This is a genomic window from Arthrobacter sp. Leaf337, from assembly GCF_001423745.1.
Classification (GTDB): Bacteria; Actinomycetota; Actinomycetes; order Actinomycetales; family Micrococcaceae; genus Arthrobacter.
In genome coordinates this window covers 165,907-178,035 of record NZ_LMPC01000002.1, presented here as the reverse complement: position 1 = coordinate 178,035, position 12,129 = coordinate 165,907, and the positions used below count along the sequence as shown (strand labels likewise).

10 protein-coding genes and 1 tRNA gene are annotated in these 12,129 nt (G+C 66.5%); 6 read left to right on the top strand and 5 right to left on the bottom strand.

The window, feature by feature from the left end; translation table 11 throughout:
- Positions 1-76: 76 nt before the first annotated feature.
- Positions 77-697 carry a hypothetical protein gene (locus ASF98_RS03855; RefSeq protein ID WP_055797652.1) on the top strand — a complete coding sequence of 207 codons (621 nt, stop codon included), beginning with the start codon at positions 77-79 and terminating at the stop codon, positions 695-697.
- Here the strand turns inward: ASF98_RS03855 and ASF98_RS03850 are convergent.
- The gene (locus ASF98_RS03850; protein ID WP_055797649.1) at positions 672-1,472 is read right to left on the bottom strand and encodes a DUF998 domain-containing protein; all 801 of its coding nucleotides are present in this window, start codon (positions 1,470-1,472) and stop codon (positions 672-674) included. The genes ASF98_RS03855 and ASF98_RS03850 overlap by 26 nt on opposite strands.
- An 85-nt stretch (positions 1,473-1,557) precedes the next feature.
- On the opposite strand from ASF98_RS03850, the gene ASF98_RS03845 reads away from it, so the two are divergent.
- The 3 genes from ASF98_RS03845 (at position 1,558) to ASF98_RS03835 (ending at position 2,509) form a co-directional block, all read left to right on the top strand.
- A tRNA-Arg gene (locus tag ASF98_RS03845) sits at positions 1,558-1,630 on the top strand.
- A 1-nt stretch (position 1,631) separates the two neighbouring features.
- Entirely contained in the window at positions 1,632-2,108 is a 477-nt protein-coding gene (locus ASF98_RS03840) for a DUF6314 family protein (RefSeq protein WP_055797879.1), read from the top strand.
- Entirely contained in the window at positions 2,105-2,509 is a 405-nt protein-coding gene (locus tag ASF98_RS03835; protein ID WP_055797647.1) for an NUDIX hydrolase, read from the top strand. Before ASF98_RS03840 ends, ASF98_RS03835 begins: the two co-directional genes overlap by 4 nt.
- A 9-nt stretch (positions 2,510-2,518) precedes the next feature.
- Here ASF98_RS03835 and ASF98_RS03830 read toward each other — a convergent pair whose 3' ends face one another.
- Positions 2,519-4,432, bottom strand: a complete 1,914-nt coding sequence (locus tag ASF98_RS03830; protein WP_055797644.1) for an ABC transporter ATP-binding protein — start codon at positions 4,430-4,432, stop codon at positions 2,519-2,521.
- Positions 4,429-6,138, bottom strand: coding sequence for an ABC-F family ATP-binding cassette domain-containing protein (locus ASF98_RS03825; RefSeq protein WP_055797641.1), 1,710 nt, complete (start codon positions 6,136-6,138; stop codon positions 4,429-4,431). Before ASF98_RS03825 ends, ASF98_RS03830 begins: the two co-directional genes overlap by 4 nt.
- A 182-nt stretch (positions 6,139-6,320) precedes the next feature.
- On the opposite strand from ASF98_RS03825, the gene ASF98_RS03820 reads away from it, so the two are divergent.
- Positions 6,321-7,067, top strand: a complete 747-nt coding sequence (locus tag ASF98_RS03820) for a hypothetical protein (RefSeq protein WP_055797638.1) — start codon at positions 6,321-6,323, stop codon at positions 7,065-7,067.
- Positions 7,064-7,798 carry a hypothetical protein gene (locus ASF98_RS03815; protein WP_055797635.1) on the top strand — a complete coding sequence of 245 codons (735 nt, stop codon included), beginning with the start codon at positions 7,064-7,066 and terminating at the stop codon, positions 7,796-7,798. The genes ASF98_RS03820 and ASF98_RS03815 overlap by 4 nt, the downstream gene beginning before the upstream one ends.
- 217 nt (positions 7,799-8,015) lie before the next feature.
- On the opposite strand, the gene ASF98_RS03810 is transcribed toward ASF98_RS03815, so the two are convergent.
- Together ASF98_RS03810 and fdhD are read right to left on the bottom strand one after the other, a co-directional pair.
- Positions 8,016-11,042, bottom strand: a complete 3,027-nt coding sequence (locus ASF98_RS03810) for an alpha-mannosidase (protein WP_055797632.1) — start codon at positions 11,040-11,042, stop codon at positions 8,016-8,018.
- A gap of 174 nt (positions 11,043-11,216) precedes the next feature.
- Positions 11,217-12,089, bottom strand: coding sequence for a formate dehydrogenase accessory sulfurtransferase FdhD (gene fdhD, locus ASF98_RS03805; RefSeq protein ID WP_055797621.1), 873 nt, complete (start codon positions 12,087-12,089; stop codon positions 11,217-11,219).
- Between the last annotated feature and the right edge of the window lie 40 nt (positions 12,090-12,129).

Genomic DNA, 12,129 nt, shown 5'->3' with positions numbered 1-12,129 from the left:
CCGGGGCCACCCGCAAGGAACAGGAACTGGACAGGCAAGGAACAGCAACGCGAACAGAACCGGCGATAATGAACGCATGGCCAAGACACCAGCACAGCGGATCAAGAAACACGGCGCCAAGGCGTCCGTTCCCCAGCATCATCTGCCGCCGGTGATCAACCCGACCACCCGGCGGACCCCGGAGAAGGCGCAGAGCAACAGCAGCCTGATCCTCATCGCGGGCGTGGTGGCCAGCCTCTTCCTGTTCTGGTACCTGCACTTGCTGACCCTGAACCAGCTCACCCAGCTCTCCGGCGGCCTGCCCATGCCCGATTCCCTGATCGGCGGCTTTGACCAGGGCTTCGTGGACCAGCTGAGTGCGGCCATGAACGAGGACGCCCGCGGCCAGCTCAACTACCTCCACAAGACGGCGGGCACGCTGTTTCCGCTGATCTTCGCGTTCACCTGGCTGCTGCTGATCGGGACCAACGTGGCGCGCAAACCCCTTCGCTGGGCGCTCTGGGCGCTCCCCCTGCTGTTCGCGGCCGTCCGGTTGTGGGGGAACGCTGCCATTGATTCGATGATGTCCACGTCAACGCTCGACGCCGGTCAGGTAGCGCTCGCGTCCGTGCTCACCGTTTCCGGCTGGGTACTGCTCGTGCTGAGCCTGCTGGCCGGCGGCGCCGCGGTGTTTATCGGCCGGAAGCCGCGGAAGTAGGTCCCTGGGCCGCGGCCCGCGCAGCTTTCCGCGCCCTGTGTTCCTGCCGCACGCGCTGGGCGATCACCAGCCCCGCCGTGGCCAGGCCGATCGTCACCGGGTAGCCCATGAAGCGCTCCAGCGTGCCCGGCTCGGGCACGGCCATCCCGGTGGCGCCGCCGATCACCAGCGCGCCGAAGGAAACAGCCCCGCAGGCGAGGATGAACCAGCCCAGGGGTGACTGCCTCAGCCACAGCACCCCCAACAGCAGCAGTGCCAGCGCGCCCCCGATGAAATACATCAGGGCACCGGTCAGATGCACGGCAAACCAGCCGGCGTCCTCGGGCACCAGGCCCACGATGATTGTCCCGGTTCCGGCGGTGAAGGTCAGGACCTTGGCAGCGAGGGCGGTGAGCCAGGGAACGCGGTGGCCCGGGCCGAAAGCGAGCCGGACACCGGGACGGGCTGCAACGCACAGGAGCGCGGAGCTGAGGAGCAGTGCCCCTGCCAGCATGCCCAGCCCCTGCACCACGAACGAGGCGTTCATCAGCGCGTGCAGGGGCGAGCAGACGTCCCGGTCTTCGTAGATCCCGCAATGCGTGGCCCCAAGGTCACTGATGTAGCCGATCCGCCGGTCGTAGGGTTCCGGCCCGGCCCACGCCGCGATCACGGCCGACTCCGCCACGAAGTACTGCAGCACGCTCAACTTGGCCCACGCCCCGAAATACTCCCGGGCGGAGGCGATGTCCGGGAGGAACCCGGCCTGGTAGGACGTTGCTGGTGTTGCTGCAGTCATGCCAAGAGCGTAGTACGGGCCCGCACCTTGTATGCTTGTATCCGTGCCCGAACAGGACGGCCTGTGCCAACCGCTTCGGACGCCCGCCCTCGTAGCTCAGTGGATAGAGCACGGCTCTCCTAAAGCCGGTGTCGTTGGTTCGATTCCAATCGAGGGCACTTGAACTTCCACCTGCGTGCGTACCTGCTGGGCAGCTGGTCCGTGGAGCGCACCCTGTGGGACCGCAGTTCCGGCACCCGCGGTACCTTCACCGGCATCGCCCGGTTTTCCCCCACGGACGACGACGGCGGCCTTGACTTCCACGAAGAAGGCACCGTGCGCTGGCCTACTCCGGACGGCGGTGCGTTCACGGGTCCGGCAAGCCGGAACTACATCCTGCAGCCTGCGGATTCCCCCGACGCGATGGACATGACGTTCCCCGACGGACGGCCGTTCCACCGCATGAGCTTCCGGGAAGCTGCCAGCCAGGACAACCATTGGTGTGATCCGGACACCTACCGAGTGACGTACGCCCTCCGCGGACCCGACGAATTCAGCTATTCCTGGGATGTCCAGGGGCCGCGGAAGGACCTGCTCCTGGAATCGGTCCTGCGGCGGCTCAGGCCGGGCACGGATGGGCTAGGGTCGTTGCCGTGAAAGACCGCATTGTTGTGTCCGCCGTTTGCGTCTATGACCGCGCCGGCCGCCTGCTGACCGTGCGCAAGCGCGGCACGGACAAGTTCATGCACCCGGGCGGCAAGCCCGAACCCGGCGAAACGGCAGCCCAGGCCGCCTCCCGTGAACTGCTGGAAGAAGTGGGCATCGTGGTGGCGCCGGAAGATCTCCAGCTCATGGGAGTGTGGCTGGCCGATGCCGCCAACGAGGCCGCCACGGACATCGAGGCCACGGTTTTCACCGCCCCCGGAACCTGGCAGGCCCACCCGTCCGCGGAGATAGCCGAAATCCGCTGGCTGGACCTGGCCGGCGAGCTGCCGGCCGACCTTGCACCCCTGTTGACGGACCACATCCTGCCTGCCCTCGCCGCCGGCCGCAGGTAGTTTCCAGCGCTAGAACTCCGGCACAGCCTCTTCCACCACGGCGCTCGCTTCGGCAAACTGCGTGCGGTACAGCTCCGCGTACCGGCCTTCCGCCGCGAGCAGTTCACTGTGGGTACCGCGCTCCACGATGGTGCCGTCCTCCACCACCAGGATCATGTCGGCCGCGCGGATGGTGGACAACCGGTGCGCGATGACGACGGCGGTGCGGCCCTCGAGCGCGGCGCCCAGGGCCTCCTGGACCGCGGCTTCGTTGGTGGAATCCAGGGCCGCGGTGGCCTCGTCCAGGATCACGACGCGCGGCTGGGCAATGAGCAGGCGGGCTATGGTGAGGCGCTGGCGTTCGCCACCGGAGAGCCGGTAGCCGCGCTCCCCCACCACCGTGTCCAGGCCGTCCGGGAGCGACCGGATCATGTCTTCGAGCCGGGCCTGGCGCAGCACGTCCCACATGAGCTCGTCGCTGGCCTCCGGCCGGGCCAGGCGCAGGTTGGACGCGATGCTCTCGTGGAACAGGTGCCCGTCCTGCGTCACCATGCCGAGCGTGTGCCGCATCGAATCGAAGGTGAGATCGCGGACGTCCACCCCGGTCCCCGGCGTGGTTCCGCCGAAGCGGACGGCGCCGGAATCGACGTCGTACAGGCGCGAGAGCAGCTGGGCGATGGTGGACTTTCCGGCGCCCGAGGAGCCCACGAGGGCGACCGTCTGGCCGGGTTCCACCCGGAAGCTGATGCCATGCAGCACCTCTTCGCCGCCGCGGGTGTCGAGCGTGGACACGTCCTCCAGCGAGGCGAGCGAGACCTTGTCCGCGGACGGGTAGGAGAAGCGGACGTCGTCGAACTCCACGGACAGCGGCCCGGCGGGCGATGACACCGCATCGGGTTTCTGCTGGATGAGCGGCTTGAGGTCCAGGATCTCGAAGACCCGTTCAAAACTGACCAGGGCGCTCATGATCTCGACCCGGGCGTTGGAGAGGGCGGTGAGCGGCGCATAAAGGCGGGTGAGAAGCAGTGCCAGCACCACGACGTCGCCCGCGGCCAGCTGCCCCTGCAGCGCCAGGAAGGCGCCCAGCCCGTAGACCAGGGCAAGTGCCAGCGCCGAGACGAGCGTCAGGGCGGTCACGAACGTGAACTGCAGCATCGCCGTCCGCACGCCGATATCCCGGACGCGTCCCGCGCGGGCGGCGAATTCCCGGGATTCCTCATCCGGGCGGCCGAAGAGCTTCACCAGGGTGGCGCCGGGGGCGGAGAAGCGTTCCGTCATCTGGGTGCCCATGGAGGCGTTGTGCTCCGCGGCTTCCCGGCGCAGGTCGGCCAGCTTGGAGCCCATCCGGCGGGCGGGGATGAGGAAGATCGGCAGCAGGATCATGGCGAGCACGGTCACGAGCCAGGACTTGCCCAGCATCACCACAAGGGTCAGGGCGAGGGCCACCACGTTGCTCACGACGCCGGACAGGGTTCCGGCGAACGCGGACTGCGCGCCGATCACGTCGTTGTTGAGGCGGCTGACCAGGGCGCCGGTCCTGGTGCGGGTGAAGAAGGCGATCGGCATTTTCTGCACGTGGTCGAACACCTTGGTGCGCAGGTCCACGATCACGCCCTCACCGATGGTGGAGGACAGCCAGCGGGTGACCAGCCCCAGGCCGGCCTCGGCAACCGCCACCAGGGCGATGAGTACGGCCAGCCGGATCACGACGTCGGCACCCGCGCCGGCGATGATGGCATCCACCACCTGCCCGGCAAGGACGGGTGTGGCCACGGCAAGGACTGCCATGGCGATGGACAGTAACACGAAGGCGATCAGCTTGCCCTTGTGCGGACGGGCGAAACCGAACACCCGTTTCAGCGTTGCCTTCGAGAACGGCTTCGATCCGCTCGAGGCGCGCGTGATGTTGTAAAGGGAGCTCCACGCTACCCGGTCCATGCTCATCGTGACTGGCCTTTCGTGGCACGTTCATTGGCGCGGCCTGCGTCGCGGTGCGGCGATCCCGTGCCGGCAAGCTGTTCGGTCACCACTCCGTCCTCGACGTTCCAGCGGACGTCCAGGCGCACGTTTTCCAGCAGCCGCCGGTCATGGGTCACCAGGAGCAGGGCGCCGTCGTAACTTTCCAACGCTTCTTCGAGCTGTTCGATCGCGGGCAGGTCGAGGTGGTTGGTGGGCTCGTCCAGGACCAGCAGGTTCACGCCGCGCGCCTGCAGGAGCGCCAGCGCCGCGCGAGTCCGCTCGCCCGGGGAAAGCGAGTCGACCGGGCGCGAGGTGTGGTCCGCTTTGAGGCCGAATTTGGCGAGCAGGGTGCGGACTTCGGCCGGGGTCAGGTCCGTCAGGACAGCTTCGACGGCGTTACCCAGGTTGAGGTGGCCGGCCAGCAGGCCTCGGGCCTGGTCGATTTCGCCAATGGCCACCGAGGCGCCCATGGCGGCATTGCCGGAATCGGGCTCCCGGATTCCAAGCAGGAGCCGGAGAAGCGTCGACTTGCCGGCCCCGTTGGGGCCCGTGATGCCGATGCGTTCGCCGGCGTTGAGCTGCAGGTTCACCGGTCCCAGGGTGAAGTCGCCCTGGTGTACGACGGCGTCCCTCAAGGTGGCCACTACCGCGCTGGACCGCGGCGCCTGGCCAATGCTGAACTGCAGCTGCCACTCCTTGCGGGGTTCCTCCACCTCATCGAGCCGGGCAATACGGGACTCCATCTGGCGCACCTTCTGGGCCTGCTTCTCCGACGATTCGGTGGAGGCCGCACGGCGGATCTTGTCATTGTCGGGGCTTTTCTTCATGGCGTTGCGCACACCTTGGGAGCTCCACTCGCGCTGGGTCCTGGCGCGGGAGACGAGATCCGCTTTCGTGGAAGCGAACTCTTCGTAGCGCTCGCGGGCATGGCGCCGCGCGACGGCGCGTTCCTCCAGGAACGCCTCGTAGCCGCCGTCGTAGACCGCCACGGAGTTCTGGGCCAGGTCCAGTTCGACGATGGTGGTGACACACCGTGCCAGGAATTCACGGTCGTGGGACACCAGGACCACACCGCCGCGGAGGCCCTGCACGAATGCTTCCAGCTTGGCCAGCCCATTGAGGTCCAGGTCGTTAGTGGGCTCATCGAGCAGGACCACGTCGAAGCGGCTCAGCAGCAGGGCGGCCAGCGCCACCCGTGCGGCCTGTCCGCCGGAAAGTCCGGTCATCAGGGCTTCCGACCCCACGTCCAGGCCAAGGTCGGCCAGGACCGGCGCAATCCGTTCGTCAAGGTCGGCCGCGCCGGAGGCCATCCAGCGGTCGAATGCCAGGGAGTAGGCGTCATCGGCGCCGGGGGCGCCGGACCCCAGGGCCTCGGCGGTGGATTCCATGTCCGCCGTTGCCTGGGCGCAGCCGGTTCGGCGTGCAACGTAGTCCGCCACGGTTTCCCCGTCCACGCGCTCGTGCTCCTGCGGCAGCCAGCCCACGAAGGCATCGGCCGGGGCCAGGCTCACCGAGCCCGCGAGGGGCTGGTCCACACCGGCCAGCAGCCGCAGCAGGGTGGATTTGCCGGCACCGTTCGCTCCAACGACGCCCACGACGTCGCCGGGCGCCACTGTGAGGGAAAGTTTTGAGAAGAGTGTGCGGTGGTCGTGACCGCCCGAAAGGTCTTTGGCAACTAGGGTTGCAGTCATTAGTCCATCCTCTCACTGCGGCCCAAAACGGCCTGAAATCCCGCCGGGCATGGAGGAACCCGCTGGTCCGGACTTGGGGGGTGTACGGACCAACGGGTTCGACCATCTAGCATAGTTCATATACCCCCCGCCGTAAAATCGACCGACGTATCCAGCCCGCCCCACCCCGCAGGAAGCCATCCATGCCACTCCCCGCCAAGGCGTTCCAACGCTGGCTTCACGGAATTGCACCCCAGGCGAGCACTGCCGATATCTGCAGGATTTCGGGGGTCAAGCGGACCACGTTGGCGCAGCAGCTGGTCCGCGGAAAGGTGGCGGAAAGCACGGTTGTCAGCATCAGCCGGGCCTTCAACATCAACCCCGTGGCGGCACTGGCCGCCTTTGAAAACTACGGTGAGCTCGGTGGAAGCCCGATGCTTCCCACCGCTGCGGAGCTGGTCAGCCAAATCGCCACCATGGATTTGCTGAAGGCAGTCATTGCCCGCTCCGCCGAGTCGTCGCGTGCGGGCGACGCGGACCAGCCACAGCCGGCTCCGCCGCTGACTCCCGTTCCGCATGCGACATCGGTGAAGAACTGGGTGGACGCCATCGACGACGGCGAGCTGCGGCACCGGGTGTCGGCGGCCACGGGAATCGCCCCGCAAAACTACTCCGCGCAGCTGACCGCCAACCGGCTGACGCCCGAACTGGCCATCGCCACGGCCAAGGCTGCCGGCACCGGCCTGACCGGCGGTCTGGTAGCCAGCGGCATGATTACCGAGGCGGAGGCCGGGTGGCCGCGCGGCGCGCGGCAGGCTGCCCTGGACGCTTTGTCTGATGGCGAGCTCGCCGCCCTGGCAGGTGACCGGCTGCAGTCGCTGGGGAAGACCCTCAAGCGCCAGGAACAAGACCACGAACAAACCAAGACGATCTGGGAGAACCTCGGATGATCGAGATCCTGCAATGGTCCACGCTGGCAATTTGTTGTGCCGCCGCGGTTGCCCGAATTCCAAGTGCCGTCAGGGGTGAGAACAGGTCGCTCTTCTATATTTTCGTACTGGCCACCCTGGCGATCCTCCTGAGCATTGATGGCCCGTACATCGCCATCGACCGGCTGCTCGGCGGCACCAACGTTGCCAACCTCATTCTCCGGTTCGTCATCTTCGCCGTCATCTTTTTCATCGGGCTGCGTTTCATCAGGGGCTTTGGCGCCCATGAGGCGCGGCGCTGGCTCCTGGGACTGCCCGGTCTGCTGGTGTTTGGCGTCATTGCTGCCGTCATGGTCGTCTTCTTCATCATGATGGATTCGAACGGATCGTCGGCGGGGCTTGTCGCCGTGTCCCAGCGCAGCGAGAGGAACGCCCAGCTCGTCGAATATTACGGCGCCGCCGGGCGCGCCTATCCTGCCTATGTCTCCCTGGTCCTGCTCCCCGCTATGGCGAAGGCCGTTGCCAGCCGGCTGCCGGTGCTGGTCCGGGCAGGGGCGCTTCTGCTGGCGGTCGGCGGCGTCTGCCTGGCCGTGAGCCTGCTGTTCCCGTTCATTCCGGCGCAGCTGCAATCCCTCAGATTCATCATCAATTACGGGGCCGCGCTGTGCTTTGTCCTCGGCCTTGCCGCGTTCTGGGCCGCACGGGTCCGGGCAACCCAATCGAACCCCCGAAGGTCATCTACTGCAAAGTAGACTTAGTGCTTTCACAAAATCATTAGAACGTGAGAGAATCATGAAAGTGTGAAAGTGGGTGCGGGCCGGGGTCGTGAATGGGGATAATCCGTTCGGCGCCGGTCGGCCACTGAGCGCTATTGGGGGGATGAGTGGTGGCGGGCCGTTGGGGACCGCCCCCACTCAGCCTGTTTAACGGCTGGATGGCAGCGGCCCAGTACCCCAGCGGGCTCGTGCCTTAGCGGGCAAAACGCAGGGTGACCAGCTGGAACGGCCGCAGCGCCAGCTTTGCGGAGTCCCTGCCCGCGGCAACGGCCGGGTCCTTAACCGGACGCTCCAGCAGATCCACTGCCTGCACTTCCCTCGTCTCAAAGTTGGCTGTCACCAACCCCTCGGACCGCTCGCCCAGCGACTCATAAAGACGCACAATGACGTCGCCGGAGCCGTCCTCCGCCAGCTTCACCGCCTCCACTACGATTCCCTGGTTGAACACCGTAAACAGCGGGCTGACGGCGTTGGCGCCCTTCATGATGCGAGGGGCGAGGTTGGTCCGGTAGCCCTCTTCCACGGCGTCGGCGATGGCCGCCCCGGGCCTGATGGTCACCAGGAGCTCGTGCCGCCCGCGGTCGGCGCCGGGGTCCGGATACTTGGGTGCGCGCAGCAGGGAGGTGCGAACGGTCGTGGTGGTGCCGCCGTCGTCCCTTACGCTGCGCGTGACGTCGTGCCCGTAACTGGAGGCGTTGGAGACCGCTACGCCGTAGCCCGGCTCGGCCACGTGGATCCACCGGTGCGCGCAGATTTCGAACTTGGCCGCTTCCCAGGACGTGTTGGTGTGGGTTGCCCGGAAGACATGCCCGAACTGCGTCTCCGACGCTGATCGGTCCGCGCGGACGTCCAAGGGGAAGCCGATCTTGAGCAGCTTTTCGCGCTCCTGCCAGTCAACGGAGGTCAGGATGCCCAGTGAGCCGGAACCGGCCTCCAGCGAAATCCGCTGGGTGATCGCCGACGATCCGGCCAGCCGTTCCACGACCACGACGGCGTCCCAGCCGCCCCGCTCCAGCGTCACCGAACGCGCGTCGGTCAGTGAGGTGACGTTGCGGCGGTAGAACTCGTCAATGTCCCACGCGTCCCATTCGTTGGGTGTGTCGCGGTGGAGTTCCAGGTGGTTCCCGAACTGCCCGGGGGCAATCGCTTCGCGGCCGCTGGCGTGGTCGATCAACGACGTCAGGAGTCCGTTGGAGTCCAGTACGGCCCGGATCACGCCGTTATCCAGGATGTATCCCCCGCCGGATTCGGTGACCGTCACCGGGTGGTCACTGCGGACCGGCTCGGAAGCAGCCAGTGCAGGCACGCCGCTGCGTTCGTGCGGGGCGGAGTTAAGCAGGAACTCGCGGCTGCCCTCGCCGAGCACGGCACGGGCAGCGCCGGCAATGATGGACTCCAGGGAATCCGAGATGGCCGCGTAGTTCCGCTCCGCGTCCTGGTGGACCCAGGCAATCGAACTGCCCGGCAGGATGTCGTGGAACTGTTGCAGCAGGACCAGCCGCCAAAGGCGCTTCAGCTCCGCCGCCGGATAGGTGAAGCTGCCGGCAGTGCGGACCGATGCCGTGGCGCACCATAGTTCGGCCTCCCGGAGCAAGTGCTCGCTTCGCCGGTTGCCCCGTTTCGTCTTGGCCTGGCTGGTATACGTTCCGCGGTGCAACTCCAGGTACATCTCCCCCACCCACACGGGCAGGGACGAATATTCGGCCTGCGCCTGGCTGAAGAATTTCGCGGCGGTTCCGATCCGCACTTTCGGGGACCCTTCGAGGTCGGCCGTGCGGTGGGCCGCGGCGATCATCTCCCGGGTGGGGCCTCCGCCGCCGTCGCCGTAGCCGAACGGGACCAGGGAAACAGTGCCGCGGCCGTGGTCCCGGTAGTTCCGTTCCGCATGCGCCAGTTCCCGCCCGCTCAGCTCGGAGTTGTAGGTGTCCACCGGCGGGAAGTGCGTGAACAGCCGTGTGCCGTCGATGCCTTCCCAGTTGAACGTGTGGTGCGGCATCCTGTTGACCTGGTTCCAGGAGATCTTCTGGGTCAGGAACCACTTGCTGCCGGCGGCCTTGACGATCTGCGGCAGCGCGGCGGAGTAGCCGAAGGAATCAGGCAGCCAGGCTTCCCGGCACTCCACCCCAAACTCATCCAGGAAGAACTGCTTGCCTTCGATGAACTGCCGGGCCATGGCCTCTCCGCCGGGCATGTTCGTGTCCGATTCCACCCACATGCCGCCGACCGGAACGAATTGGCCGGCTTTGACCTTCTCGCGGATGCGGCCGAACAGCTCCGGGTAGAACTCCTTCATCCAGGCGAGCTGCTGCGCGGACGAACAGGAGAACACGAAGTCAGGAGACTCGTCCATCAGTGCCACGACGTTGGAAAAAGTGCGTGCACATTTGCGGATGGTTTCACGGACGGGCCACAGCCAGGCCGAGTCGATGTGCGCATGGCCCGTGGCCACCAGCTGATGGGCCGAGGCGTACGCCGGGCGCGAGAGCACCTCAGCCAAGGCAGCACGGCCCGCTGACGCGGTGCCGCTGACGTCGTCCGGGTCCATGACGTCCAGCATCCGCTCAAGGGCACGCAGGATCTCGTGGCGGCGCGGCAGTTCCATCGGCAGCTCGTGCATGAGCCCGCTGAGCGTCCAGACATCCTGCTGAAGTTCCCAGACGGTCTGGTTGAGTTCGGCGATGGCGATGGTGCCCAGCCGGTACTTGGGTTCGCTTCCCGCTGTTTCCTTGTCGCCGTAGGGCATCGCCGCGAACGTCCATCCCTGCGCGACGTCGGGGTTGGCGGCTGCTTCCACGTAGAAGTCCACTGCCATCCCGCTTCCGAGGAGCTTCAGGGGGATGTACTGGTTCCGCGGCGAGATGGCCTTGATGATGGTGCCGTCCGGCCGCCACGCAATTCCCTCGCACTGGAATCCCGGCAGTTCGCGGGTGAAGCCGAGGTCCACCACGATCTCCACCGCGGTATCCGGAGCAGTACCCCAGGAATCGGGCACTTCGCCCTGCAGCCTCAGCCACTTGGTGCTCCAGGGCCTCCCCCAGGCAGTTCCGTGGTCCAGCGGGGCGAAGTCGTGGCGGAGGGCTTCCATGACGGAAACAGGCTCGTCCGGAACGTCCCAGCCGGTCAGGCTCAGCGGGACGCTGCGGGTGTACACGGCGGGGTCCACCCGTTCACGCATGAAGCGGTCAAGACGGACTTCCGTGATGCGGCGGTCGTCGTGCAATGTGGTCCTCTTTATACCTGTGGTCTGGAAGCTGACGGCTGGTTCGCGGTATTCGCCTTGGCGTTGGCTTCAGCTTATGCGCAAGCCCTTGAACACTGCCGAAGGAGCGGATCGGCGCGTCCAATCGATGGATAAAATCTACTGTGCCGGGCCCGATAAGCCAAGCATTTTGCCTTATCCGGGGACCGGAGCGGGTGACTTGATCCGGTGCTGCCCGGCGTAAACGTTGAGCGTGGCGCCCCTGCTGAAGCCAGCCAGCGTCATGCCGCTGGCGTGAGCAAGTTCAACGGCCAGGCTGGACGGCGCGCTGACGGCAGCAAGCACCGGAATCCCCGCGAGCGCCGCCTTCTGAACCAGTTCGAAGGAGGCTCGGCCGGACACCTGCAGGACTGTGCCCGCCAGCGGCAGCAGCCGTTCGCGCAACGCCCAGCCCACCACCTTGTCCACGGCGTTGTGGCGTCCCACATCCTCGCGCAGGCACAGCAGCTCAGTGCCGCCGTCGTCAGTGATCCGGAAGAGGCCGGCCGCGTGGACCCCTCCGGTGGCGTCGAAAACGGCCTGCGCTTTACGAAGCTCGTCCGGGAGCCCGGCCAGCGTCTCGACCGGGACGGTCAGCGGATCCCCGGCAGGGCTGAAATGCGAGGACTTGCGGACGGCGTCGATGGAATCGGTGCCGCAGATGCCGCATGAACTGGAAGTGAAGATATTGCGGCCCCTCTCAGGCAGGATAACGTCCGGCCGGAGCTGCGCTTCAACAACATTGAAGGTCTGAACGCCGTCCTCGTCCTCACCCGCGCAAAACCGCAGCGAGATGAGCTGATCGGGGTCCCAGATGATGCCCTCGGACACCAGGAACCCGGCCACGAGGTCAAAATCGTCGCCGGGTGTCCGCATGGTGACGGTAAACGGGAGGGATCCCAGCCGTACTTCCAGCGGTTCCTCCACGGCCAGTACGTCTTCCCGGTGCCGCACAGGAAATGCGAGGGACTGCGGCGAACCGTCCAGGACGAACTTGTGAATTTTGCGGCGTTGCGTCATGCGGGCCACGATGCGCTCCTCTTTAGTGCGGATATGATCATCATTGCAA